This is a genomic window from Bacillus sp. AP8, from assembly GCF_000321185.1.
Lineage (GTDB): Bacteria > Bacillota > Bacilli > Bacillales > DSM-1321 > Bacillus_AD > Bacillus_AD massilioanorexius.
On sequence record NZ_CAPG01000050.1, the window covers coordinates 1 to 26,962 of the forward strand.

General features: G+C 34.1%; 21 protein-coding genes and 1 other annotated feature. Of the genes, 6 read left to right on the forward strand and 15 right to left on the reverse strand.

Annotated elements, in window-relative coordinates; translation table 11 throughout:
* Positions 1-2: 2 nt before the first annotated feature.
* The 14 genes from yihA to BN349_RS13210 all read right to left on the reverse strand — a co-directional run bounded on the left by yihA (position 3) and on the right by BN349_RS13210 (position 19,332).
* Entirely contained in the window at positions 3-596 is a 594-nt protein-coding gene (yihA, locus tag BN349_RS13145) for a ribosome biogenesis GTP-binding protein YihA/YsxC (protein WP_019242790.1), read from the reverse strand.
* Complete coding sequence (lon, locus tag BN349_RS13150; RefSeq protein ID WP_019242791.1) at positions 597-2,918, reverse strand: endopeptidase La; 2,322 nt, start codon at positions 2,916-2,918, stop codon at positions 597-599.
* A gap of 256 nt (positions 2,919-3,174) precedes the next feature.
* Positions 3,175-4,842, reverse strand: a complete 1,668-nt coding sequence (lonB, locus tag BN349_RS13155) for an ATP-dependent protease LonB (RefSeq protein ID WP_019242792.1) — start codon at positions 4,840-4,842, stop codon at positions 3,175-3,177.
* 271 nt (positions 4,843-5,113) lie between these two features.
* Positions 5,114-6,382: an ATP-dependent protease ATP-binding subunit ClpX gene (gene clpX, locus BN349_RS13160; RefSeq protein ID WP_019242793.1), complete on the reverse strand. Its 1,269-nt coding sequence runs from the start codon at positions 6,380-6,382 to the stop codon at positions 5,114-5,116.
* Between the two features lie 432 nt (positions 6,383-6,814).
* A complete protein-coding gene (tig, locus tag BN349_RS13165) occupies positions 6,815-8,098 on the reverse strand; it encodes a trigger factor (protein ID WP_019242794.1) in 1,284 nt (427 codons plus the stop codon).
* Positions 8,099-8,292: 194 nt separating this feature from the next.
* Positions 8,293-9,288, reverse strand: coding sequence for a tetratricopeptide repeat protein (locus BN349_RS13170; protein WP_019242795.1), 996 nt, complete (start codon positions 9,286-9,288; stop codon positions 8,293-8,295).
* 351 nt (positions 9,289-9,639) lie between these two features.
* Positions 9,640-10,239 (reverse strand): 3-isopropylmalate dehydratase small subunit, encoded by a 600-nt coding sequence (gene leuD / locus BN349_RS13175; protein WP_019242796.1) that lies wholly within the window; start codon positions 10,237-10,239, stop codon positions 9,640-9,642.
* A gap of 23 nt (positions 10,240-10,262) precedes the next feature.
* The gene (leuC, locus tag BN349_RS13180) at positions 10,263-11,684 is read right to left on the reverse strand and encodes a 3-isopropylmalate dehydratase large subunit (protein WP_019242797.1); all 1,422 of its coding nucleotides are present in this window, start codon (positions 11,682-11,684) and stop codon (positions 10,263-10,265) included.
* Between the two features lie 98 nt (positions 11,685-11,782).
* A complete protein-coding gene (leuB, locus tag BN349_RS13185; RefSeq protein WP_019242798.1) occupies positions 11,783-12,895 on the reverse strand; it encodes a 3-isopropylmalate dehydrogenase in 1,113 nt (370 codons plus the stop codon).
* Positions 12,896-12,927: 32 nt separating this feature from the next.
* Positions 12,928-14,460, reverse strand: a complete 1,533-nt coding sequence (locus BN349_RS13190) for a 2-isopropylmalate synthase (RefSeq protein ID WP_019242799.1) — start codon at positions 14,458-14,460, stop codon at positions 12,928-12,930.
* Positions 14,447-15,472, reverse strand: a complete 1,026-nt coding sequence (ilvC, locus tag BN349_RS13195; protein WP_019242800.1) for a ketol-acid reductoisomerase — start codon at positions 15,470-15,472, stop codon at positions 14,447-14,449. The genes BN349_RS13190 and ilvC overlap by 14 nt, the downstream gene beginning before the upstream one ends.
* A 72-nt stretch (positions 15,473-15,544) precedes the next feature.
* Positions 15,545-16,060, reverse strand: a complete 516-nt coding sequence (gene ilvN, locus BN349_RS13200) for an acetolactate synthase small subunit (RefSeq protein WP_019242801.1) — start codon at positions 16,058-16,060, stop codon at positions 15,545-15,547.
* Positions 16,057-17,760, reverse strand: a complete 1,704-nt coding sequence (gene ilvB, locus BN349_RS13205) for an acetolactate synthase large subunit (protein WP_026089304.1) — start codon at positions 17,758-17,760, stop codon at positions 16,057-16,059. Before ilvB ends, ilvN begins: the two co-directional genes overlap by 4 nt.
* Before the next feature lie 136 nt (positions 17,761-17,896).
* Positions 17,897-18,134, reverse strand: a binding site (T-box leader).
* Positions 18,135-18,459: 325 nt separating this feature from the next.
* Positions 18,460-19,332 (reverse strand): LysR family transcriptional regulator, encoded by an 873-nt coding sequence (locus BN349_RS13210; RefSeq protein WP_019242803.1) that lies wholly within the window; start codon positions 19,330-19,332, stop codon positions 18,460-18,462.
* A 112-nt stretch (positions 19,333-19,444) separates the two neighbouring features.
* Between BN349_RS13210 and BN349_RS13215 the strand changes: the two genes are divergently transcribed.
* Positions 19,445-20,452: a YeiH family protein gene (locus tag BN349_RS13215; RefSeq protein ID WP_019242804.1), complete on the forward strand. Its 1,008-nt coding sequence runs from the start codon at positions 19,445-19,447 to the stop codon at positions 20,450-20,452.
* Between the two features lie 528 nt (positions 20,453-20,980).
* On the opposite strand, the gene BN349_RS13220 is transcribed toward BN349_RS13215, so the two are convergent.
* Complete coding sequence (locus BN349_RS13220) at positions 20,981-21,181, reverse strand: cold-shock protein (RefSeq protein WP_019242805.1); 201 nt, start codon at positions 21,179-21,181, stop codon at positions 20,981-20,983.
* 726 nt (positions 21,182-21,907) lie between these two features.
* Between BN349_RS13220 and BN349_RS13225 the strand changes: the two genes are divergently transcribed.
* From BN349_RS13225 to tatC, 5 genes are all read left to right on the forward strand, one after another.
* The gene (locus BN349_RS13225) at positions 21,908-22,459 is read left to right on the forward strand and encodes a cysteine hydrolase family protein (RefSeq protein WP_019242806.1); all 552 of its coding nucleotides are present in this window, start codon (positions 21,908-21,910) and stop codon (positions 22,457-22,459) included.
* A gap of 589 nt (positions 22,460-23,048) precedes the next feature.
* The gene (locus BN349_RS13230) at positions 23,049-24,209 is read left to right on the forward strand and encodes a C40 family peptidase (RefSeq protein WP_019242807.1); all 1,161 of its coding nucleotides are present in this window, start codon (positions 23,049-23,051) and stop codon (positions 24,207-24,209) included.
* A gap of 320 nt (positions 24,210-24,529) precedes the next feature.
* Positions 24,530-25,429, forward strand: coding sequence for an AraC family transcriptional regulator (locus BN349_RS13235; protein WP_019242808.1), 900 nt, complete (start codon positions 24,530-24,532; stop codon positions 25,427-25,429).
* Between the two features lie 294 nt (positions 25,430-25,723).
* Positions 25,724-25,903 carry a twin-arginine translocase TatA/TatE family subunit gene (tatA, locus tag BN349_RS13240; RefSeq protein WP_019242809.1) on the forward strand — a complete coding sequence of 60 codons (180 nt, stop codon included), beginning with the start codon at positions 25,724-25,726 and terminating at the stop codon, positions 25,901-25,903.
* Between the two features lie 160 nt (positions 25,904-26,063).
* Positions 26,064-26,804 carry a twin-arginine translocase subunit TatC gene (tatC, locus tag BN349_RS13245; RefSeq protein WP_019242810.1) on the forward strand — a complete coding sequence of 247 codons (741 nt, stop codon included), beginning with the start codon at positions 26,064-26,066 and terminating at the stop codon, positions 26,802-26,804.
* Positions 26,805-26,962: the final 158 nt, after the last annotated feature.

The window sequence follows — 26,962 nt, forward strand, 5'->3', positions numbered from 1 at the left end:
CCTTAGTCTGTCTCTTTCATTCGTGCTTGTAACGCATTCCACGCCTGATCTTTACCTTGTCCAGTTTCAGAAGAGAAGAGAATAATCTCATCCCCTTTTTCAAGTTGCAATGTCTCTTTTGTTACTTTTAAATGTTTTTGCCATTTACCTTTCGGAATCTTATCCGCCTTTGTTGCAATAACAATACAAGGAATATCGTAATGTTTAAAGAAATCATACATCATAACATCATCTTTTGTTGGTGGATGACGTAAATCTACAATAAGTAATGCAGATTTCAGCTGTTCTCTTGAAGTCAGATATGTTTCAGTCATTTTTCCCCAAGCTGCTCGTTCTGATTTTGACACTTTAGCAAATCCATAGCCAGGAACATCAACAAAATAAAACATTTCATTAATGATAAAAAAGTTTAATGTTTGTGTTTTGCCTGGCTTTGAAGATGTTCTCGCTAAACTTTTTCGATTTAGCATTTTATTAATAAAAGAGGATTTCCCTACATTCGAACGACCTGCTAATGCAAATTCAGGTAAATCTCCTTCTGGATATTGCTCTTTTCGAACAGCGCTCATAACAATCTCTGCGCTTGTAACCTTCATTTATTTTCCACCTACCAATGCAATCTCTAATACCTCATCGAAGCTTGAGACTGGGTGAAAGCTTAATTCTTTACGAATACTTTCCGGAATCTCATCGATGTCTTTTTCGTTGTCTTTAGGAATAATGATGGTAGTCAAACCAGCTCTATGTGCGCTTAATGTTTTCTCTTTCAATCCACCTATCGGAAGAACTCTACCTCTTAATGTAATTTCTCCCGTCATACCCACTTCCTTACGAATGGCTTTTCCAGATAAGGCAGACACAATAGCAGTAGCAATCGTAATACCAGCTGAAGGTCCATCCTTTGGAACAGCTCCCTCTGGAACATGGATATGAATATCATATTTTTCATGAAAATCTTCATTAATACCTAACTCTTTAGCTTTTGAACGTACACAAGTTAAAGCTATTTGAGCTGATTCTTTCATTACATCACCAAGCTTACCTGTTAAGGATAGCTTACCTTTTCCTGCTGACAATGATACTTCAATTTGCAAAGTGTCTCCACCTACCGTTGTATAAGCAAGACCAGTTGCAACTCCTACTGTATCATCTTTTTCAGCTTGTCCATAGAAAAATCTCTTTTTACCTAAAAATTCCTCTAGGTTTTTAGAGTTAACAATCACTCTTTTCTTCTCACCAGCTACAATAATTTTAGCAGATTTACGACAAATACTAGCTAGTTGTCTTTCTAAGCTACGAACTCCTGCTTCACGTGTATAATAGCGGATGATATCCATGAATGCTTCATCCTTTAATTGAAGCTGAGTTTTCTTTAATCCGTTTTCTTCAATTTGCTTAGGCAATAAATGTTCTTTAGCGATATGCAATTTCTCATATTCCGTATAGCCTGCAAGTGTAATGATCTCCATTCTATCTCTTAGAGGACCCGGAATCGTTGAAAGATTATTGGCAGTTGCTATAAACATTACATTGGATAAATCATACGTTTCTTCAATGTAATGATCGCTGAAATTATGATTTTGTTCTGGATCAAGAACCTCAAGCATAGCTGACGAAGGATCTCCTCTAAAATCATTGGACATTTTATCAATTTCATCTAATAAAAACACTGGATTAATTGTGCCAGCTTTTTTCATTCCTTGAATAATTCTACCCGGCATCGCGCCCACATAAGTACGTCGATGACCTCTTATCTCTGATTCATCACGTACCCCACCTAATGATACACGAACAAAATTACGATTCAATGACGAAGCAATCGATTTAGCCAAGCTTGTTTTCCCTACACCAGGAGGGCCAGCTAAACAAAGAATTGGACCTCTTAAAGATTTTGTTAATTGCTTAACGGCCAAGTACTCTAATACACGTTCTTTCACTTTCTCAAGCCCAAAATGTTCTTTATTTAAGATTCTTTCTGCTTTTGCTAGATTATGGTCATCCTTCGTTGATTGAGACCAAGGTAAAGCGATAAGCCAATCAATATAATTTCTAATAACAGAACTTTCTGCAGAGCTTGACGGCACTTTTTCATAACGATCTAATTCTTTAAATGCCACTTTTTCAACGTGTTCAGGCATTTTAGCTTGTTCAATTTTTTCAGTTAAAACTGCAATTTCTCCAGTTTTACCTTCTTTATCTCCCAGTTCTTTTTGAATAGCCTTCATTTGTTCACGTAAATAGTATTCTTTTTGCGTTCTTTCCATCGAACGTTTTACTCGTTCACCAATCTTCTTCTCTAATTGTAAGATTTCACTTTCATTGTTTATAAAAGCAATAACGATTGCTAAACGTTCTTTAATATCTACCGCTTCTAACACTTCTTGTTTTCCTTTTAATTCCAAAGGAAGATGAGAAGCAACAATATCAGCTAAACGACCCGGCTCCTCTATATCAGCTGTAGATGCATACATATCATTATTATTTTTCTTAGACATTTTTATGTATTGCTTAAATGAACCCAATAAAGTTCTCATTAACGCTTGATGCTCTGCGTCCTTTTCTTCTGAATCATCGAACGTTTTTAAAGAGGCTTCTAAATAAGTATCTCGATCATTCACTGAAATTATTTCAGCTCTTTTCAAACCTTCTACTAAAACACGTATCGTCCCATTCGGAAGTTTCAGCATTTGCTTCACTTTCGTTAATGTACCCATTTTATATATATCATCTTCATCAGGATCTTGTGTTGAAGTATCAATTTGAGTTGTTAGAAAAATCAAATGATCTTCAACCATTGCTTTTTCTAATGCTTGGATGGACTTATCCCTTCCGACATCTAAATGAAGTACCATAGTAGGGTAAACAATCAGTCCTCGTAACGGAAGGAGGGGAACGATGATTTCATTCGTATTAGCCATGTCTAACACCTCCACAAATTATGTAAATTAGCATGTATTGCTCTATCAGTCTTTAAGTCATTTTATCGTATTTAATAGCTAGTGTCTATTAGTTACCATTTCTGCTTTCTATTTGTATTTTCCCTTCATTTAAACACAAAAATCGGGCTGATAAAAAAGCCATTTTCATCACTTTTTTATCGCCCTTGTGCTTTATACATATTATGTGTACGAATAGGTTAAATCATACTGTTATGTTATAAACACTACGTTTCACTCAAAGTAAGTTTTCTTTCTGTACAATATCTATATCTTTTACAAATTCTTGTATAGGTAGGTCTTTTTTTAACGTGTGTTGTATAACTTCAGAGAAATGAGTCACTGGAATAATATTCAGTTCCGTGAATTCCTTTAACATACTTTGCATATTCTCGCGAGGTATAATAACTGTTTTTACTCCGGCTTGCAAGGCTGCTTTAACTTTTGGATAGATTCCTCCAATTGGTTTAACCTCACCATGAATACTGATTTCACCAGTCATTGCTACAGTATTATCAATCGGTATTTTATAAATTGCTGAATAAATGCCAATAGCCATAGCAATTCCAGCAGAAGGTCCATCTATAGGAATACCTCCAGGAAAATTCACATGAATATCAAATTGATCCGCTGGTACTCCCATGCTTCTTAACACCGTTACAACATTTTCAATTGAACCACGTGCCATACTTTTTCTCCGTATTGATTTACCACTTCCACCAATGCTCTCTTCTTCGACAATACCAGTAGTTGTAATTGTACCTTTTTCTTTAGTAGGGATTACCGTCACTTCAATTTCAAGAAGAGCGCCGCTATTTGGTCCATATACCGCTAGCCCATTGATTAGGCCAATTTTGGGATGCAAACTTATTTTTTTATCCATTCTAGGACTTAATTGACTACTTTGGACGATCCATTCAATTTCTTCTTCCTTCAATTCTTTACGATTTTCCGAAATAGCTAAACCTGCTGCAATTTGAATCATATTGACAGCTTCTCTTCCATTTCTAGCATATCGAGCTAGGAACTGTAGCCCTTCTTCACTAGCTTTCAACCCCACTTTATTTGCAGCATTTTTCGCAACTGTCACCACTTCATCTTGTTCTAATTCACGAAAAAAAACTTCCATACATCTTGAGCGGATAGCCGGTGGTATTTCATTAGGTGTTCTAGTTGTCGCACCTATTAAACGAAAATCAGCTGGCAATCCGTTTTTAAAAATGTCATGAATATGTACAGGAATCTGTTGATTTTCCTCAGAGTAATAAGCACTTTCAAAATGAACTTTTCGATCTTCTAGTACCTTTAATAACTTATTCATTTGGATAGGATGCAACTCACCTATTTCGTCAATAAATAGAATTCCTCCATGGGCATTTGAAACGGCTCCCTGTTTTGGCTGAGGGATACCAGCTTGCCCCATTGCTCCTGCTCCTTGATAAATAGGATCATGAACGGACCCTATTAAAGGATCTGCAATACCTCTTTCATCAAATCTTGCAGTTGTTGCATCTAGTTCAACAAAGACAGAAGAATATTGAAACGGTGAGTTCTTATTCTTTTTAGCAAAATCTAATACTAGTCGAGCTGCTGCGGTCTTCCCAATACCCGGAGGACCGTAAATAATAACATGTTGAGGATTTGGTCCACATAGAGCAGCCTTTAAAGCTTTTATACCATCTTCTTGACCAATAACCTCTTTAAAGGAAGAAGGACGAACTCTCTCTGCAAGCGGCTCAGATAATCTAATAGATCTCATTTTCCTTAGTTGCTCCATCTCTTTTCGTGATTCACGATCTATTGTCACTTTATTAGCTCTTTGTCCTCGTAATAAATTAAGAAAATACATCCCGATTACAATCCCGAAAAAAAGCTGTATGATAACGATTATATTCATCCAACTCATGATCTTCCCTCCATAATACACCAAGTTAGTTCATACATTTAAGTATCTCCTTTTATCGGAAATATTAACCCCTTAGCGTAAAGAACAATCCATTTTTTGGATTATTTTATTCATTTATGAGTTTGAAAAATAGCTATTAAAATCGATCATATATATTAGTAGTATGTAACTGCATTTTTACAGAACGACAAAAACCGCTAACCAAAATTGGATTAGCGGTTTCATTATTCATACGAAATGGACCAAAAAGGACCTGTTACGTTTGCTTATATTATGCTGAAGTTTTTGTTTCTTCTTCAGGAATAATTGTACCATCTTTAAGCACTAATTTATGCGCTTTAGTATCAGAAACTGTTTCACCTGTTATAATACATTTTTGTACATCATCGCGTGATGGTAGCTCGAACATTAAATCAAGCATAATCCCTTCAATAATGGAACGAAGACCACGCGCACCTGTTTTTCTTTCAATTGCTTTTTTAGCAATCTCCACTAACGCACTCTCTTCAAATTCTAATTCAACATCATCTAGCTCAAGCATTTTTTGATATTGCTTCACAAGCGCATTTTTAGGCTTTGTTAGAATTTCAATTAAAGCCGATTCATCAAGCTGCTCAAGGTTTGCAATTACAGGAAGACGACCGATAAATTCCGGAATTAACCCAAAGCGCAATAAATCTTCAGGTAATACTTTTGATAATAAATCTTTATCAGCTATATCAACTTTTTTATTATCAGATCCAAATCCAATTACTTTTTGTCCTAAACGACGTTTAATAATTGGTTCGATTCCATCAAAAGCTCCGCCACAAATAAAGAGAATATTTGTTGTATCGATTTGAATAAATTCTTGATGAGGATGCTTTCTTCCACCTTGTGGTGGTACACTAGCTACTGTGCCCTCTAGAATTTTTAGTAATGCTTGTTGTACTCCTTCACCAGAAACATCACGAGTAATAGATGGATTCTCTGACTTACGAGCAACCTTATCAATTTCATCGATGTAAATAATACCTTTTTCTGCTTTTTCAACATCATAATCCGCTGCTTGGATCAGCTTCAAAAGGATATTTTCTACATCTTCACCTACATAACCAGCTTCTGTTAAAGAAGTTGCATCCGCAATAGCGAAAGGTACATTCAATAGACGTGCTAATGTTTGAGCCAATAATGTTTTACCACTACCTGTAGGTCCAATTAAACAAATATTACTTTTTGAAAGTTCAACTTCATCAATCTTACTGTTAGAATTAATTCGTTTGTAATGATTATATACGGCTACCGCTAAAGATTTTTTAGCTTGATTTTGTCCAATTACATACTCATCTAGAATTTCTCTAATCTCCTGAGGCTTTGGAACATCTTTAAATTCTACTTCTTCTTCTGTACCTAATTCTTCTTCAACGATTTCAGTACATAATTCGATACATTCATCACAAATATATACGCCAGGTCCAGCTACAAGCTTACGAACTTGTTCCTGCGTTTTTCCACAAAAAGAACATTTTAAATGTCCTTTTTCATCATTAAATTTAAACAATTTCTTCACCCCTTCATAATTAATCTAATTGTCACTCTCACTGAACAATTAGCTAGAATAACGAAAACATCATTATGTATAATCTATATTCTATGTGAATTGCATTGTATCATTTTAACCAGTTTCATGAAAAATTATATGCTTTTTCACAGAGAATAGGTAAACCTAATTTTCTTCCACATATGTATAATGCCCAGTTCAAAATTGAATCAAACTTCCAGTTAAAATTATGTATTAACTTTATTAAAAATAATCTACACTTATTATAATAAAAAATCAATAAAGATACTTGTAATTATAAATTTTTTATTTTTTCTTCCTAGTATTCAAATTATTCAAAAACAAAGAAAAGCATACATAGATTATACAAAACAAGGCACGATCATCTCGCGCCTTGTTTTGTATTTTGAGACTATATATGTTTAGAAGAAATTAAGCTTGTTTGCTGTTATCTACTAAGAAGTCGATAGCTTTACGGAAAGTAATATCAGATTTTAATGCATCTGAACCACCTAAAGCTTTTTTAATATCTTCTACTGACATTTTGTACATTTCTGCCATTTTTCCAATTTCAGCTTCAATTTCTTCTTCTGAAGCTTCAATTTTCTCAGCTTCAACGATAGCTTCAAGAACAAGATTTACACGAACACGCTTTTCAGCATCTTCTTTCATTTGTCCTTTTAAAGCAGCTTCGTCTTGACCAGAGAATTGGAAGTATAGGTCTAAGTTCATACCTTGCATAGATAGGCGTTGTTCGAATTCTTGAAGCATGCGATCAACTTCGCTTTCAACCATTACTTCAGGAACGTTGATTTCAGCATTTTCAGCTGCTTTTTCAACTACTGCATCACGTACTTTGTGTTCAGCTTCGTGTTTTTTGCTATCTTCAAGAGATTTTTGAGTTTTTTCTTTAAGTTCTGCAAGTGTTTCCACTTCTTCGTCAGCATCTTTTGCAAACTCATCATCAAGCTCAGGAAGTTGTTTTGTTTTAATTTCATGAACTTTCACTTTGAATACAGCAGGTTTTCCTGCAAGTTCAGCTGCATGGTATTCTTCTGGGAAAGAAACTTCTACGTCTTTTTCTTGTCCTGCTTCAAGACCAACAACTTGATCTTCGAAACCAGGAATGAAAGAATTTGAACCTAGTTCTAAAGAATAGTTTTCAGCTTTTCCACCTTCAAAAGCTTCTCCGTCAACAAATCCTTCAAAATCGATAACAACTGTATCACCGTTTTCAGCTTTGCCTTCTTCTTTTACAACAAGCTCAGCAAAACGCTCTTGCATACGAGTTAATTCATTGTTTACATCTTCTTCAGTAACTTCAGTATTTACTGCTTCTACTTCTAAACCTTTGTAATCACCAAGTTTTACTTCTGGTTTAACTGTAACAGTAGCTTTGAAAACTAAAGTTTCGCCTTTTTCCATTTTCTCAACGTCGATTTCTGGACGATCTACTGGGTTAATTTCTGCTTCTTCAACTGCAGATGCATAAGCGTCTGGAAGAATGAAGTCTAAAGCATCTTGGTATAATGATTCTACACCAAAACGTTTTTCAAACAATTGACGTGGCATTTTTCCTTTACGGAATCCTGGAACGTTAATTTGTTTTACAACCTTATTAAAAGCAGCGTCTAAGCCTTTGTTCACTTTATCTGCTTCTACTTCAATAGTTAGAACCACGCGGTTCTCTTCTAATCTTTCTAATTTTACAGACATCTATTTCCCTCCAAAACATCTATTAATAGTTATTAAAACTTATTCATTATAAGACAAGCTTGTTTCATAGTGCTAAAACAGTCTTGTTTACATCCTTTTCATCTTACAAATGATGGGATTTTTCGTAACTATATTATTACAACCATTTCATTATATCACAGCTTTACTGTCTTTCAACAGCTTAAGCTTAAATATTATATAGAAGATATTTCTTCTAATTTATGGATGAATTGAAGTACTTCCATTACTTTTGTTTCTATTGCGTGGTAATTGTCTAGTATTTCATCTTCATTGGATTCTATTCCCTGATATTGTTCGGCAAGTATATGATAAGCTGCAGCCCAACTTTCATAGCATTCCATTGGTTCAAACGGGTATAAAACCAGCTGATGTCTTTCTAATAAATGTCTTGCTAATTCAAACAATGATGGGTTTTTTTGTTCCAAACACTTATCTAGTAATTCTTCAATGTTTCGATAGTAATCACGATTATGAATAAATTCTATTCCTGATGGAATAATAGTAGTTTCTTTCGAAAACTTAACAATGACACATTCATCTTGTATTTCTTGATCACTTAGAGCGATTAGTAGTAACGTCTTAATAAGTGGATGTCCTTCAGGAGATTGGAGAAATTCTTTAATTTCAACTAAGTATTTACGAATATTATCATCCTTAAGCTGATTAACAATAATTAATTGTTCTTGTGGTGTCTTATGTAGCAATTCTAAACTTTTTTCTATGACCGATTCATCTACTGGGAATTCACTTTGCTCCATACGCATTCTTTTACAAAATTCAAGCATATTTTCAAAATGCTCTTCTTTTTCTACTGGTAAAAGACCTTCTTCAAGCAAAGCACTTATCGTCGCTTCCATCTCTTCGTATTCGTTAAGCTGAAGTAGAACCATGATATACATTTCCATTGTTTTAGAATAGTCTCCTATTCCTCTATGAAGTATGTACTGACAATGCTCTTTTGCCTCTCGATATTTACTTAACTCTACTAAAGCTACAATTAGACCAAATCTTGCATTATAATCTTCTTTTTCTAATTCAATGGCTTGCTGCAAAAGGTCTGCCGCTTCCGCAAATCTCTTATGTAAAAGAAAATCCATTCCTCTATCAACTAGTCTACTTGCCAACTCAGGAAAAGGAATAATCTTTGCACTTTCTTTTTTCTCCTTCATATTTCATTCCGCCTTGATGCTTCTATTATTTTTCATCAGTTTACCATTTTCTAAACATCAATACAAAATTATTAGAAAAATAATCCTGCTCCTGTAAGCTTTGATGAAGTTATTTATGTACTTCCCCTCGTATCTATAATTAAACATACGAGATAAAATACTTTTTCGCATTTTTCCTAATAAACTTTCATCTTTCTACATTTTTCTATCCCAATTATTTGTCGTCTTGCAATATACGACAAATAAAAAGCAGGCATCCAAATCGGACACCCACTTTACTCTAGATCTATCTTTGAAACAGTATTATTTATGAATCAAAAATTCATATATACCTATTTTCTTCCTATATTATTACATTAACACTGTATCTACTTTATTTTCATATTCTTTTATTTTTTCATCATATTGTAAAGTAATCGAAATCTCGTCCCAACCATTCACAAGCATCTCTTTCCAATAAGGATGAATTTCAAATGAAGCCTTAAAGCCATTTTGATCACTTACTGTTTGATTTGGGAGATCGATATCAAGATGATAATCTTGTTTATCTTTTGCTACTTTCATTAAATGAGCAACCTCTTCTTCTTTTAAACGAATTGGAAGCATACCATTTTTTAAGCAATTTTGATGAAATATGTCAGCAAAAGAAGTTGCGATGACAATTTTAAATCCATAATCTAACAGAGACCATGGTGCGTGCTCACGTGAAGAGCCGCATCCAAAGTTTTCACCTGCTATTAATATACTAGCACCACGAGCTTCTGGCTTATTTAATTCGAAATCAGCGTTTTCTGATCCATCTTCGTTAAAGCGCCAATTAAAAAATAAAAATTGACCAAATCCAGTTCTTTCAATTCTTTTTAAAAATTGCTTTGGTATAATTTGATCTGTATCTACGTTTCCTCGATCTAAAACAGCTACTTTTCCATTAAAGTTTATGATAGGTTCCATAACGCACCTCCTATAAGATTGAACTATAAAGCTGGTTGCTCTTCAGAATTTTTCAATTGACGAATGTCAACGAATTTACCATATAATGCTGCTGCTGCTGCCATTTCAGGGCTTACAAGGTGAGTTCGAGCTCCTTGTCCTTGACGTCCTTCAAAGTTACGATTTGAAGTTGAAGCACAGTGTTCTCCAGCCGGAACAACATCAGGATTCATACTTAAACACATACTACAACCTGATTCTCTCCATTCAAATCCAGCGTTTTTAAATATATCTGCTAATCCCTCTTCTTCTGCTTGCTTTTTAACTGTTTGCGATCCTGGTACAACCATAGCTCTAACAACAGGGTTTACTTGTTTCCCTTTTACAATTTCTGCAGCTGCACGTAAATCTTCGATTCGGGAATTCGTACATGAACCAATGAAAACATGTTGTACATCAATGTCAGTAATAGCCATGCCTTCTTGTAATCCCATATAAGATAAAGCTCTATCTAACTCTTGTTGTTTAGCTTCATTTGCTTGCTCTGTAATAAGTGGTACATTGCCCGTTACTGGACTACACATTCCGGGATTTGTTCCCCAACTTACCATAGGTGATATTTCTGCTCCATCTATCGTAATAACTGAGTCATAGGTTGCATCCTCATCACTTGCTAATGCAGACCATTTTTGAACATACTTATCAAAATCTGCTCCCCGCGCTACATATTTACGGCCACGTAAATATGAGAATGTCGTCTCATCAGGGCTAACTAAACCCGCTCTAGCTCCACCTTCAATACTCATGTTACAAATAGTCATGCGCTCTTCCATAGAAAGATTACGTATAACATCGCCGCAATATTCAATAACATGCCCTGTACCGAAATTCACACCAAATTTAGAAATCACATACAAAATAACATCTTTTGCTGCAACACCTGATCCTAATTTTCCGTTTATTTCAAGCTTTAATGTTTTTGGCTTTGTTTGCCATAGTGTTTGTGTAGCTAAGACGTGTTCAACTTCACTTGTTCCAATACCGAATGCTAATGCTCCAAAAGCACCATGAGTACTTGTATGACTATCTCCACATACAATTGTCATACCTGGCTTCGTAATTCCAAGTTCAGGTCCAATAACATGTACAATACCTTGTTCTGGACTATCTAAATCTGCCAGCGTAATGCCAAATTCTTTACAGTTTTTTTCTAATGCTTGTAGCTGACTTTTCGCTACTTCATCTTGAATAAAATATTTATTAATAGTTGGAACATTATGGTCCATCGTCGCAAATACTTTATCTGGTCGTCGAACTTTTCTCCCCTTAACACGAATTCCTTCAAAGGCTTGCGGTGAAGTTACTTCATGAATATAGTGCATATCAATATATAGTAAATCTGGCTTATTTTCTTCACTACTTACAATATGATTTTCCCATATTTTTCCAATAATGGACTTACCCATAATTCCCCTCCTAATTAAAAAAACGAAATCTTTCCTTTTTATTTGTAAGAAAAGACACGCGCGCAAATTTCGGCGTGTCTTTCCATTTGTTCATGCTATTACGAGTATGCATTCATAATATTTGAGATTGCTTCATGGTCAAGGATGGTTGCTTTAACCTCTGCTACCATCTCTTCAGTAGTTAGCACCTTCGAGCGAGTGGATGCAATATCCTTCGTTCTATATCCTAAATCTAAAATAGAATTAACAGCTTTTTCAACAGCTTGTGCTTCTTCCTCTAATCCAAAAGATAAACGAAGCATTGAAGCTGCTGAAAGAATCGTTGCTAAAGGATTTGCAAGGTTTTTCCCAGCAATATCTGGTGCAGATCCATGAATCGGTTCATATAAATGCAATCCTGAATGTGAAAGACTAGCTGAAGGAAGCATTCCTAGTGATCCAGTTAATACTGAAGCTTCATCACTTAGAATATCTCCAAACATATTTTCTGTAACGACTACATCAAATTGTTTTGGGTTGCGAATCAGTTGCATAGCTGCATTGTCCACTAACATATGTTCAAGTTCAACGTCAATATATTCCTTAGAAACTTCTTCTGCTACTTCTCTCCACAGCTTACTAGTAGTTAATACATTTGCCTTATCAACCGAAGTTACTTTTTTACGACGCTTACTAGCTAATTCGAAGGCAAGAGTAATAATACTTTTCATTTCATCACGTTCGTAATAAAGAGTATCTACTCCACCCTCTTTTCCGTCACGCTCAACCCGTTCACTTGGCTTCCCAAAATATAAACCGCCTGTTAATTCACGAACGATTAATAAATCTACATCTTCAATGATTTCTCTTTTTAAAGGTGAAGCCTCCGCTAAGCTTTTATAATACGTAATCGGTCTTAAGTTACTATATAAATTAAGCTCTTTCCGAATTTTTAAAAGACCTACTTCTGGGCGTAAATGGGAAGGACTATGATCCCATTTTGGACCACCAACTGCTCCTAGTAAAATAGCGTCACTTTTTCTACATGTTTCTAACGTCTCATCTGGAAGTGGTGAACCCGCTTCATCAATCGCATTTCCACCAATTAAGCCGTATTCAAACTGAAATGAATGCCCGTATCTTTCAGCAACTGCTTTGAGTATTTCAACAGCTCCCTTCGTAACTTCCTTTCCAATCCCGTCACCCGGCAATACGGTAATTACTTTCTCCATACGGAACATCTCCTCTTTGTTTGAATAGTACATTACATTTTGACAGTGTCACGGTCCTTCAAATAGATAACACGATTCACTGCATTTAAATACGCTTTTGCTGATGCTTCTAGTACGTCTTGTGCCAATCCTCTACCACTTGATTCAATATCTTGATATCTCATTTTTACAAAGACTTGAGCTAATGCATCATCACCAGCTCCCACAGATTGAATGCGATAATCTAGCAATTCAACGGTATCTTCAATGCTTTTCTCAAGGGTATTATAAATGGCTTCGATACTACCAGCACCTGTCCCTGCTTCTTGAATGATTTCATTATTTGGACCCGAAAGTGTAACTGTAGCTGTTGGAACTTGATTTGTTCCGTATTGAATTTGAATAGATTCTAAGTTAAAGAACTTCTCTTCATTTGATAGCTTTTCTTCAAGTACTAATGCTACTAAATCATCATCAGTCATTTCTTTCTTTTTATCAGCCAGCTCTTTAAATGTTTTAAACAATTTGTTAGCTACTTCTTCACTCACTTGAAGATCTAACTCTTCTAAACGTGTTTTAAAGGCATGACGACCAGAATGCTTACCTAAGAACATATTCTTCACATTAAAACCAACTAATTCTGGATTAATAATTTCATAAGTAGTTTTTTCTTTTAACACTCCGTCTTGATGAATACCTGATTCATGTACATATGCATTATTTCCTATAACCGCTTTGTTGCCCGGAACAACCATACCTGTTAAACGACTTATAAGGTCACTCGTTCTTTTAATTTCATTTAATGTAATACCAGTTGTCGCTTGGTAATATTCATTTCTTGTATATAAAGCCAAAATGACTTCTTCTAATGCTGTATTACCCGCTCTTTCACCAATACCATTAAATGTTCCTTCCACCTGATTTGCACCCGCTTGAATAGCTGCAATAGAGTTAGCTGTAGCCATCCCTAGGTCATCATGACAATGTGTAGATAAAGTTACCTTATCAATAGAAGGCACGTTCTCTCTTAAGTATTTAAAGATATTTGCATATTCAAGTGGCGTTGTAAAACCAACTGTATCTGGTATATTAATAACTTTTGCACCTGCAACAATTACTTTTTCGACAATATGAGCTAAGTAATCTAGTTCCGTTCTACTAGCATCTTCAGCTGACCATTGAACAATAGGAAATTTTGAAGCTGCATATTTCACATTTGCTACAGCATTTTCAACTACTTCCTCTTTAGACATGCACAGTTTATATTGACGATGTATAGGTGATGTTGCAATAAACACGTGAAGTCTTGGTTCGGCACTTCCTTTTAAGGAATCCCATGCGATATCAATATCTTTCTGAATTGAACGAGCTAAACCTGTAACTGATGAATTTTTGATAACTGTAGCAATTTCTTTAACAGAAGCTGCATCTCCAGGAGACGCGGCTGGAAAGCCCGCCTCCATAACATCTACACCTAATCTTTCTAATTGTTTTGCTATTTCTAATTTTTCCGAAAAATTCAAATTTACGCCAGGTGATTGCTCTCCATCACGTAAAGTGGTGTCAAATATATTAATTTTTCGCAACTGCCTCCACCTCTTTCTGTTTTTGCTGCTTAACAAAAGGCATCATAGCACGAAGTTCCCGACCTACTTTTTCAATTGGATGTTCATTTTCTTTTCTTACAATCGCATTAAATTCTGGGCGATTAGCTTGGTTTTCTAAAATCCAACCTTTAGCGAAGCGACCTTCTTGAATATCAGTCAAAACATTTTTCATTTCAGCCTTTACAGAGTCTGTAATAACGCGTGGTCCTGAAACAAAATCTCCCCATTGAGCAGTATCTGAGATCGAATATCTCATATTTTCTAGTCCACCTTCATACATCAGATCAACAATCAGTTTCAGTTCATGTAAACATTCAAAATAAGCTAATTCTGGTTGATATCCAGCCTCTGTTAATGTTTCGAAACCTGCTTTTACTAGTGAAGTTAATCCACCACATAGAACAGCTTGCTCTCCGAAAAGATCTGTTTCTGTTTCTTCTTTAAATGTTGTTTCTAGTGCTCCAGCGCGAAGTGCACCGATTCCGTATGCATATGAAAGAGCTAACTCTTTTGCTTCACCAGTTACATCTTGATAGATAGCAAATAATGCTGGTACACCTGCACCTTGTTCATACGTTCTACGTACAAGATGTCCTGGACCTTTTGGTGCTACTAGTAATACATCTACATCGCTTGGAGGAACGATTTGAGAAAAATGAATATTAAATCCATGTGCAAACATTAGGGCTTTACCAGCCGTAAGACCTGGTTTAATTTCTTCATTGTAAACTTTAGGTTGCATTTCATCAGGTAATAGAATTTGGATTACATCTGCTTGTTCAACAGCTTCTTTTACTGAATATACTTCAAATCCATCTTCTACAGCTTTATTCCATGAACGACCTTGACGAAGTCCAATTACTACCTTTACACCACTATCGCGTAGGTTTTGAGCATGTGCATGACCTTGTGATCCATATCCTACGATTGCTACTGTTTTCCCTTGTAAATATGATTGATTTGCGTCTCCGTTATAGTACATTTTTGCCATGATTATAATCTCCTTTTTATATGAAAAAATTTTTATATAAGTACATTGCTAGAAACGCAATGATTTAAACTATTAAACAATTGAGAAATTGGGATTCGTATTACTTTTTTGTGTTCCTCTAGGAAATGCTGTTGTTCCAGTACGTGCTATTTCTTTAATACCGTATGGTTTTAACAGCTCTACAAAAGCTTCTACTTTTTCTGTTTCCCCTGTTATTTGAATAACTAAACTATCCTTACTAATATCAATGACTGACGCTCTAAATGGCTCTACGAGAGAATAAATTTCTCCACGAGTTTGAGGTGATACAGATACTTTAATTAAAGCTAGTTCTCTAGCAACTACTGATTGGTTTGTTAGCTCAGTTACCTTAATAACATCAATTTGTTTATTTAATTGCTTTGTCATTTGCTCAAGAATCGCTTCATGATCCACATTTACCACAACTGTCATACGGGATATTCCTTCTGTCTCAGAAGGGCCAACAGTAATGCTTTCAATATTATAATTTCTTTTAGAAAAAAGATTTGTAATTCTATTTAACACACCTGGACGGTTCATAACCGTTAGCGTAATAATGCCTCTCATAATTCATATCCCTCCATCTCATGTAGTCCTTTTCCTGGAGCTACCATAGGATATACTTTTTCCATTTTTTCTACTCTCATATCAATTAAAACTGGCTCTGGAATTGCAAAAGCTTCTTTTAATACTTCCTCCGCTTCAGACGTTGTAGAAGCTACAGAGGCTTTAATACCATATGCATCTGCTAATTTTACAAACGAAGGCTGAGTAGTTAGCAAACTATGAGAATATCTTTCTTTATAAAATAGTTCTTGCCACTGACGAACCATTCCAAGTGCATAATTATTTACAATAATAATCTTGATTGGTAGGTTCATCTCAGCAATGACACCAAGCTCTTGAGATGTCATTTGGAATCCTCCATCACCAACGATGGCAACGACCGTCTTTTCTGGTTCGGCTAGTTGAGCTCCAATTGCAGCTGGAACACAAAAGCCCATAGTACCTAGACCACCAGATGTAACCCATGCATGAGGTTTATTAAATGTATAATATTGAGCTGCCCACATTTGATGTTGTCCAACATCCGTTACAACAATAGCATCACCATTTGTATATTCATGAAGCAATTCAATAACTTTTTGTGGTTTCAGACCATCTTGACTTTCTCTATCATAATGAAGTGGATACTTTTGTTTCCAATTGAAAATAGTCTTCTTCCACTCATCACATTCGCTTTTCTTGCCATCTTGTTTAATTAAACTTAATAGCGTTTCTTTCGCATCGCCTACAACCGGAATAGCAGTTGGAACGTTTTTACCAATTTCCGCCGGATCAATATCGACATGTGCAATCGTTGCATTCGGTGCAAAAGTTTTTAAATTTCCTGTAACACGATCATCAAAACGAGCACCGATACTGATTAGTAAATCCGTTTCATAAAGGGCCATATTAGCTGCGTATTCTCCGTGCATTCCTGCCATACCAACAAATAATGGGTGATCAGCTGGAAAACCACCTAATCCTAATAATGTGTGAACAACAGGAATTCCTTGTTGAACCGCATATTCTTTTAACTGATCCGCTGCTTTTGCATGTAATACACCTGCTCCAGCTAAAATAACAGGTTTTTTCGAAGCACTAACTGCTTCAATTAACTTACGAATCTGCAAATGATTTGGCTTAAGAGTAGGCTGATATCCTGGCAAATAAATTTCAGGATCTTCATCTGCTTCAGCTTGCGAAATGGCCATATCCTTTGGAATATCGATTAAAACTGGCCCTGGTCTTCCTGATGAAGCAATGTAAAATGCTTCTTTTATAATTCGTGGGAAATCTTCTACATTTCTTACTTGATAATTATGTTTCGTAATAGGTGTGGTAATTCCTAAAACATCTGCTTCCTGAAAGGCATCTGTACCAATTACTGAAGTAGAAACTTGCCCTGTGATAACAACTAGCGGTATAGAATCTATCATGGCATCAGCTAATCCAGTAATAATATTGGTTGCCCCAGGTCCAGATGTTGCAATAACTACTCCTGGTTTTCCTGTAATTCTTGCATACCCTTCAGCTGCATGAATAGCTCCTTGTTCGTGACGAGTTAATATATGTGCAATTCCAGCATCATACAGTGCGTCATAAATCGGTAATACAGCCCCACCTGGATATCCAAACATGACTTCAACATTTTCTCTCTTTAGAGCATTTAATAAATATTCTGCTCCCGTTTTCTTAGTTTTTGCTGCTTTTTTTACGGCCATCGCTGTTTCTTGAGTCACAAAATCAACCTCCCCACAAATTCTACAATTATGATAAAACTTCTTTTGTTAACAATATGCGGCTAAAGAGATAAATAGAAAAACCCCTACACCCACAAAATGTCTATAAACATATAGACTAAGGGGTGAAGAGGCTTATTAACCAATCCACGGTACCACCCTTATTCGTACTAAATCAGTACGCACTAGTTGTTTTAGTTAACGAGTGCTGGTAACACCCGTTCAGCTTTACTTACAAATGTTTCAAGCTGACGCTCCGAGGTGAGTTCACTTTATGCTGATCATACTGGTTTCCACCCTCCCAGTTCTCTGTCATGTCAATTCATAAAGCTAATTGTCCTCTTCTACACTTATTATTTATTAAATTAGAATTTTCTAAATATTAATTGTTATTGTGGCTTATGATACGCTGATTTATCTAAACCGTCAATAGCTTTTTGCAACAATTTTTAGATAATTTGGATTAATCACTTTTTGAATCCGCTTACAATACTGTTATATAAATAAAACAATAATTTCGACATTTTCACCACATTTTGATTCTCTTTCTTTTCAATTACATTATCTACAACCAGTGGAAAAAATTTATTCCACCGGTTGTTTTTTTACATATAAGGGATCAATTTGTTCCCATACTCCATATGATGCTCTATAAAATTAGTAAATCTTTAAGTAAGTTTATCAAACCTCTTCTAGTAATGAAATTAATACTTCAACTGCTTTTGTCTGAAAGGAATTTTTAATGGCATATGAAAAATTTCTTTTTACATAAAATTCTTCAGGTGTTATTACTTTTAATGTTTTGAGCTTCTCTTCTTTTTGAAAAACAGATCGTGATAATAAGGCAATTCCTAATCCAGCTTCTACAGATTCCTTAATAACCTGTGTACTCCCAAATTCCATTTTTAGGGCTGGGTTAATATTCAGCTTTTGAAATAACTTTTCTGTTGCTTCTCTTGTCCCTGATCCATGTTCTCTTACAATCCACATTTCCTTTTCTAAATCCTTTATCGAAACTGTGTCATTAGGAAGATGATAATCCGGAGCAGCAACAATATTTAGCGTATCTTCAGCGAAATGAACTATTTTAATCTCGCGCTGCTTTCTAATCTCTCCCTCAATAATACCTATATCTAAGCTATAATTATTGACCATCTCCAAAATTTCTTTTGTATTAGCTATCGTGATATTAGGAGTGATGTTTGGATATAATTCCTTCATTTTCGCAATTATGTGAGGAAGTTGATATTCTCCATATGTATAACTTGCACCAATGGATATTTCTCCATTTACATCATTTGATAAATCTTCAAGAAGACGCTGCATTCTCCCATAAAGGTTCAATATTTCTTTTCCCTTAACATATACAATTTCTCCAGCTCTTGTTAGCGAAATGATTTTATTTGTTCTTTCTAGTAGTCTCATTCCTATTACTTGTTCCAATGATTGAATGTATTGACTAACAGCAGGTTGCGTCATATATAAATCCTCAGCTGCACGAGAAAAACTTTTTAATTCAACTACTTTAACAAAAACAGATAGCTGTTGTTTCAATTAAATCCCCCCACTATAAGTATTTACTTATGATGAATATTCAAATAAATTATTTTTCTTATAGACAAAAATTTATTATCTTAAAACTATTAGAGTATTAGGAGGATTATATATGACTAATAACAGATTAAATCAATACATACCTTTTGTTGGTGGTATTGCATTTACATTCCTCATTGCACTAATAGGCTTCCTATTCGCTAAAATACCTGGTATTCAAATGATTGGACAAATGGGTTGTGCTATTATTCTTGCAGTGATATTCCGACAAATTTGGGGTTATCCTTCAAATCTTGCAAAAGGAATTCAATTTTCGTCAAAAATTTTATTACGGTTAGCTATTATTTTATATGGATTAAAATTGAATATTTCTATCCTCTTATCTGAAGGACCAATTTTACTCATGAAAGATATTTTAGTTATAGCTTTCGCTATTTTCTTCATGCTTTGGCTATCAAAAAAATACTTCAAAGGAAACAGCAACATTTCACTTCTTCTTGGTATCGGTACTGGAGTATGTGGTGCAGCCGCGATAGCTGCTGTTGCGCCAATAGTAAAATCAGATGATGATGAAACAGCCATAAGTGTTGGTATCATCGCTCTAATTGGTACGATTTTCTCTATTGCCTACACACTACTATATCCAATATTAACAATTAGTGCATCTGATTATGGCATATGGAGTGGTTTAAGCTTACATGAGCTTGCCCATGTAGCTTTAGCGGCAGCACCAGCTGGCGAAGATCCATTAACTATGGCTTTATTAGCTAAACTCGGCCGTGTTTTTTTCTTAGTACCTCTGTGTTTTATACTCATATGGGTCATGAATCGAAAAAATAAACAAAGCAATGAACCACAAAAAATTGCATTTCCATATTTTTTAATTGGATTTGTCATAATGAGTATATTAGGTAGTTATGTTATAGGTCCAATTATAACAGTTCCTGAAAGCATCTTAAATGGTGTAAACATATTGACAACGTGGTGTTTAACAATGGCAATGGTCGGTCTTGGCTTAAATATTCATTTGAAAGAAGTCCGAACAAAAGCACTAAAACCATTAATTGCTATGATTATTACATCTATTTGTCTTTCTTTTTTAAGCTATTTAATTCTTTAAACCATTTAGATTATGAAATAGTAATCTAAATCATTAGGGTTTGCATCTTTACTATGCTATACTAACTTTACCATTTTATTTTACTTGTATTAAATAGAACCCTATCCATAATTTGTGGATAGGGTATTTTTTATTTAGGCTATTTTCGCATACTTGGTTACGTATGAACAAGTTAGTGCATTTAGGCTGAGTTGAATTCCGCTCCAGGATGCTCGCACCTTACGCTCCAAACGACTTTTTTCATCTTTATCCACTGAACTTATTTAAACACCATAATCTTTTAGAAAACAGTCTCGATTCAATACATTCATTTTTTACTTATATAAAACGTAAGTATCTTTAGTCGAAGTAGCAAAACATACTATGGTCGAAGATTAACAACATAGTTAATATATAGTGTAAACTTAACCACACTTATATCCAGCTTACCCGCCTTCTTATTCACTGTCATGATGAAGTTATAGTTTTACAGCTAGAGTGGTATAAAAAAAACAGACCCTTTACTAGAGTCTGTTTGAAAGTTATTAATTATAATTTAACAACGTTAGTAGCTTGTGGTCCACGTTGACCTTGTTCTACTTCAAAAGATACGCTTTGACCTTCGTCTAAAGATTTGAAACCTTCGCTTTGGATTGCTGAGAAATGTACGAATACGTCTTCTCCGCCTTCACGCTCGATGAATCCAAAACCTTTGTCTGCGTTAAACCATTTTACTTTACCTTGTTCCATGTTTGTTGCCTCCTAGTGTGATATCCACACATTGTAATACTATCCTTGCTCAAATCTATAGACGAGCTACTTTATCACTAATCAATTTAAACCGAACAAAAATAATTCTTCTTTAGAATAGCAGAATTCCTAAAGAAAAGCAAGAAAAGAACATAGCCCCAAACATCAAATCCACTCTTAAAATCTATATTTTTTCCATTTTAAACCAATTACTATTAGTAAAAGGTTTCCAAACGAAGATGAATTACGCATAAAAAATTCCATATAACACCACTATTAACGAAATTAGATAAAAAATAACAATTACAATACCATTTTTTATCTATAAAAACTGTTCTATTTACAATTTCCTCCTAAATTATGTTTCTTTTGTAACAGAAAAAGGAACGATTTATGAAAACAGAATAATCGACCTCACATTATCATGGGATATTTCTTAAATAAAGGCTGTTTTCTAAAAGAGTGTTGTTTTTAAATAAGATCAGTGAATAAAATGACCATAAAAAGGTTGAGTAGATTAGAATGGTCGAAACTAACGCCCACATCGCTGAAAGTGAGCATCTGTAGCGTCATTCATCTCAGTCTATATGCACTAACTCGGTCATAGGGAACAAAATATGAAAAAACGGTCTAAGTAAAACATGTATAGCTATTCTCATTTGTTTCATATATAAGTTTCAATTATGATATTACTAACAATAAGATTTTGAAAAAGGAGTGTTTTCATTGAAAAAAGCATTAATCAATGTTGATTATACTGTAGATTTTGTAGCAGAAAATGGAGCTCTAACTTGCGGAATACCTGGACAGAATATAGAAAAGAATATTGTGGCAATAACAAAGCAATTTATCGAAAACAATGATTATGTTGTATTCGCTATTGATTTACATAAAGAAAATGATTCCTTTCATCCAGAAACGAAGTTATTTCCTCCACATAATATAGAAGGAACACCGGGTAGAACTCTTTTCGGGGATTTAGACAAAGTATATGAGGATAATAAAGAGAACAAGGAACAAATCTATTGGATGGATAAAACAAGATATTCTGCTTTTGCTGGTACAGATTTAGAAATTAAACTCCGTGAAAGAAATATTACAGAAATTCATCTTGTTGGAGTTTGTACAGATATTTGTATACTTCACACAGCAGTGGATGCCTATAATAAAGGATTCAAAATTGTTATTCATTCTAATGCAGTAGCCAGCTTCAATCCAACAGGACATGAGTGGGCAATTGAGCACTTTAAGCATTCATTAGGAGCAGAAGTTCTATAAACAAGGAATCATCATCAATCTTTTAGGATACTATGTCGGATTTCAGAAATGTTAATTATCAGCAATGTCACATATTGTTGATTTTTCACAATATAAATGAGTGAAAATCCTAATAAAGAAAGCTTGTACCATCAGCTTTCTTTATTAATAAGAACGTACTTAACTTAAAACATTCCCATAATTAAAGTAAGAGCCTCTGAAAAGTGATTTTTTATCACTTTTCAGAGGCCTCTTTTTTTATTCTCTAAAACATACGGTTTTCATTTTGTATGTCAATATTCATAATCTAATATTTTACTAAAATAGAAATGCAAAACGTCTATTATTTCCTTTAATATAATCATATCTAAATGGAGACTTCATTATACGGCAATCGACAGTATGATCAGACACACGATTACAAAATCTCTCGTAATGTTACAGAAATATTACATAAAACACAAGTGTATTACATTATTCGATTCTGGGCATTTTTTCATTGTATTTAGTTCGATATAACAATAAACTATTAATTGGGTTCGAAAATATTAAATTATAACCATTTAGAAAATATGAATATAAATATAAAAGATCGGGAGATTTAAATAATATGATAAAATCGACAAAGAAAAAAGTCGCAGCTACAGTTCTTTCAGCTGCATTACTATTACAAGTTACCCCTACATTTGCAACACCAAACACAACAACTGAAACGACAACGACAATTTCTACATATGAAAAAAGAATTGAAGATTTACAAACGCGTATTCAAAAATACGATAACAGAATCATCGAATCAATTCATAATGTTCAAAAATTGAACAAACAAGTAGAAGAAAGTAAAACTCGCGTTGAAAAAACTCGTAAAGAAATCGTAGAGTTAGAAGAATCATATAATCGTACAATGGAATTATCTAAATCTCGTTTAGAAGATATCCAAATGAATGGTTCAGTATCATCTAACTTCATTGACATTCTTTTAAGTTCAGATGGAATCTCTGACTTCGTTCAAAAAACAACTGCTATGATGACTATCATGGAAAGTGATAAAGAACTATCAGAAAGTCTATTAAAGAAAGATCAAGAACTTAAAGAGAAAAAAGCACTTTTAGATAAAGATCTTGCTGCAATTCAAACTAAGCAAGAAAAAGCTAAACAAGAACAGCTTAAAATCAAACAAGAAAAAGCTAAAATTCAAAATGATTTAAAACAAGTTCAAGCAGCAAAAAAAGCAGCTGAAGAAGAAGCAAGAAGAATCGCTGAGCAACAACGTCAAGCACGTATAGCAGCTCAAGCAGCAGCAGCAAACAACACAACAACAGAAAATCAACAAACAACAACTCAGGCACCAGAATCTAATAATAATTCATCCAATAATCAAGACAACTCTGTAGCGGATATTCCAGTTTCAGCACCATCTGCTTCAGCGGCATCTGTTATTGCAAAAGCTAAACAATATCTTGGTGTGCCATATGTATGGGGCGGAACAACTCCAAGTGGATTTGACTGTTCTGGTTTCACTAGTTATGTATTCCGTTCAGTTGGAATCAGCTTACCACGTGTTTCAAGTGCGCAACAAAACTTTGGAACAAAAATTTCAACTAGCCAAGTTCAACCAGGAGACTTAGTATTTAAAGGTAAACCTGCATACCATGTTGGTATTTATATTGGAGGCGGTCAATACATTCACGCACCTCAAACTGGTGATGTTGTAAAAATTGCTTCTTATAATCCATCAAAATTCTCATCTGCATCTAGAGTATTAAACTAATATTATAATTGATTACCAAGCGATACTTACGTTGTAAGTATCGCTTTTATTATTTACCCCCTTTCTTCATATTAAAACTACATTCTAATTAAGTTTTTATTATTTTCCAATTCCTTTTAAATGTTCATGAGTTACCATTTACCCTTTTCACTTAATTATTTAATAATTATTATTTCTCCTTTCATAATTGATAGCGTTTTCTTTTTTTAATATAATATGGATATGTTACACTAGTTTCATTACAATCTATTCATAGTTTATGAGATAGAGCGATTCTAGATTGCCATTATTTTTACCCATATATAAGGAGTTTAATAGTCATGATTAACATAAACAATATTCCAGAAAGCTCTCATGTCAAACAACTTCCACTTATAGATTGGAATATACATTTTTTTGGAGCACATATGCAAACAGTCTCTAATCAATGGAAGGCTTCTGAAGAATACCACCATGCATTTGAAGTATTGGTTATTATAGAAGGTGAATTGGAAACATTTGTAGAAGGAAAATGCTACGAATTAATAGGAGGAGATGTTTTACTCATTCCACCTGGATATTCACATAGCATCTCTGCAAAATCCAATGATAATATAAAATTTTTTTGTGCCTATTTTGAAGTAGATGACCCTACTATACGCTTGGATATCATTAACTATTGTGACTTAGTTTATCAATCAAGTAATCCTTTTCACGAGAGATTCCTAGATGTACTTTTAAAATGGGTATGTTTATTGGATGAGTCAGAGACTATGTCTACTCAAATAAAGATTAAAATACAAATAATCCTTTTTGAATTACTAGCTATTTTAGTTGATGAAGTATCCTACAAGCAAAAAAATCTTGATAATGAAGTAATAGCTAATGAAAAATATGCAAAAGCAATTGCTGATGCTATTAAATATAACTTCCGAAACTACTGTATGAATATCCATCATAATTCAGATGATGAGCTTCGTGTAAAACCAATTATTATATCTCTCGGTTTAAGTCCAAACTACGGCTTAGAAATTTTTCAGAAAGTCTATCACATGTCTCCACGTAAATATTTATCAGAACTCAAATTACAAGAAGCCAAAATGCTCATCCAACAATCTGATATTACTTTAAAAGAAATCGCAAGTAGACTCGGGTATAAAAATCTATCACATTTTAGTAGACAATTTAAAAGATGGACCGGAATATGCCCATCTGAATTTCAAAAAAACCATATATCCTAACTGTAAAAATCGAATACTACGCCCTTGTTTAAGAGTAAAGTCTGTTTAAACAAAATTATGAGTGAACAGACTTTACCCTTTTTTATTTCTTATGAATCTCTTTAACTTCTCTCAATCTCCTATTTATTTTCCTCTCGATTATACATCTATATCCGTTTTTCTACCTATATATAACGTTCTTCGTTACAGCAAATTAAGAAAAATTGTGAACATTGAATTTTTGTTTGCTAATAGCAAGATATTAGTAATATACTACATAGTAGATTAAGATTTTATTGGAAAGGAATGTTAAAGATGCTTCAAAATATCGGTGTTCCGGGATTAATCCTTATTTTAGTATTAGCATTAATTATTTTCGGTCCGAAAAAGCTTCCTGAAATTGGTCGTGCTGTTGGACAATCTTTACATGAATTTAAAAAATCAACACGTGGTTTAACAGATGATCTTACAGATGAAGCAGATACAAAGAAATAAGCTTCAGAAATAACTGATAGCATTATCGTGTAAGGTGAACATTCATTTTACACTTTTTTGCTAATATGAACAGTTAGAATGCAAAATGCGCAAGGCTCTTAGCTTATGTAGCAATCTTTTTATCGCATTAACACAGAAATAAGGAAGGTTTGACTTCTACATGACAGATAAAAATTTAAATATGATTGAACATCTTGACGAGCTCCGAAAGAGAATTATTATAACTTTGGTTGCATTTATTGCTTTCTTTATTCTCGGCTTCTGCTTTGTAGAGGAAATTTATCATTGGTTCGTACAAGGTCTCGATACGAAATTAATTGTATTAGGTCCTGGTGAGATTGTTGGAATATACTTCAAAATAGCTTCGATAGTTGCAATAGCTGGAACGATTCCCGTTTTAGCTTGGCAAATATGGTTATTTGTGAGACCAGCTTTAAAGGCTAATGAAGTAAAAGTCACACTATCCTATATACCAGCACTTTTTATATTATTTCTTGTAGGTTTATCCTTTGGATATTATGTAATATTCCCTTCAGTTATGCATTTTTTAATTGAATTAAGCGGAGATATGTTTGTTACAAACTTTACCGCTGATAAATATTTTAGCTTTTTAATTAATATGTCTTTACCATTTGCTATTTTATTCGAATTACCTGTTGTTGTTATGTTTTTAACTTCTATTGGAATAGTTAACCCTTACGTATTATCCAAAATCAGAAAATACGCTTATTTCATTCTAGTTATTATTGCTATAGTGATCACACCACCAGATTTTGTTTCAGATTTCTTAGTTGTGATACCTCTATTATTACTGTATGAAATTAGTATTTCTCTTTCTAAAATTGTCTATAAACGTCGTCTAAAAAGAATGGAATTTCAAGCTGATCTTGAAATTGATTAACAAATTATCCTCTAAAAAACTTAGTAATTGTTTAAAGTCAATTGCTAAGTTTTTTTGTTGTACTAAAACTCGCTTTTAATGCGCAATTTCATTATCCTCAGGAGTCGCACCCATTGTACATTACAAAATATAGTACTCATTTAAACTAAACCAAATAT

Bases quoted from the DNA above. Each gene is read 5' to 3' on its own strand.
- yihA (WP_019242790.1), bottom strand. From the start codon at position 596: ATGAAGGTTACAAGCGCAGAGATTGTTATGAGCGCTGTTCGAAAAGAG.
- lon (WP_019242791.1), bottom strand. From the start codon at position 2,918: ATGGCTAATACGAATGAAATCATCGTTCCCCTCCTTCCGTTACGAGGA.
- lonB (WP_019242792.1), bottom strand. From the start codon at position 4,842: ATGAGTTGGATGAATATAATCGTTATCATACAGCTTTTTTTCGGGATT.
- tig (WP_019242794.1), bottom strand. From the start codon at position 8,098: ATGTCTGTAAAATTAGAAAGATTAGAAGAGAACCGCGTGGTTCTAACT.
- BN349_RS13170 (WP_019242795.1), bottom strand. From the start codon at position 9,288: ATGAAGGAGAAAAAAGAAAGTGCAAAGATTATTCCTTTTCCTGAGTTG.
- leuD (WP_019242796.1), bottom strand. From the start codon at position 10,239: ATGGAACCTATCATAAACTTTAATGGAAAAGTAGCTGTTTTAGATCGA.
- leuC (WP_019242797.1), bottom strand. From the start codon at position 11,684: ATGGGTAAGTCCATTATTGGAAAAATATGGGAAAATCATATTGTAAGT.
- leuB (WP_019242798.1), bottom strand. From the start codon at position 12,895: ATGGAGAAAGTAATTACCGTATTGCCGGGTGACGGGATTGGAAAGGAA.
- ilvC (WP_019242800.1), bottom strand. From the start codon at position 15,472: ATGGCAAAAATGTACTATAACGGAGACGCAAATCAATCATATTTACAA.
- ilvN (WP_019242801.1), bottom strand. From the start codon at position 16,060: ATGAGAGGCATTATTACGCTAACGGTTATGAACCGTCCAGGTGTGTTA.
- ilvB (WP_026089304.1), bottom strand. From the start codon at position 17,760: ATGGCCGTAAAAAAAGCAGCAAAAACTAAGAAAACGGGAGCAGAATAT.
- BN349_RS13215 (WP_019242804.1), top strand. From the start codon at position 19,445: ATGACTAATAACAGATTAAATCAATACATACCTTTTGTTGGTGGTATT.
- BN349_RS13220 (WP_019242805.1), bottom strand. From the start codon at position 21,181: ATGGAACAAGGTAAAGTAAAATGGTTTAACGCAGACAAAGGTTTTGGA.
- BN349_RS13230 (WP_019242807.1), top strand. From the start codon at position 23,049: ATGATAAAATCGACAAAGAAAAAAGTCGCAGCTACAGTTCTTTCAGCT.
- BN349_RS13235 (WP_019242808.1), top strand. From the start codon at position 24,530: ATGATTAACATAAACAATATTCCAGAAAGCTCTCATGTCAAACAACTT.
- tatA (WP_019242809.1), top strand. From the start codon at position 25,724: ATGCTTCAAAATATCGGTGTTCCGGGATTAATCCTTATTTTAGTATTA.
- tatC (WP_019242810.1), top strand. From the start codon at position 26,064: ATGACAGATAAAAATTTAAATATGATTGAACATCTTGACGAGCTCCGA.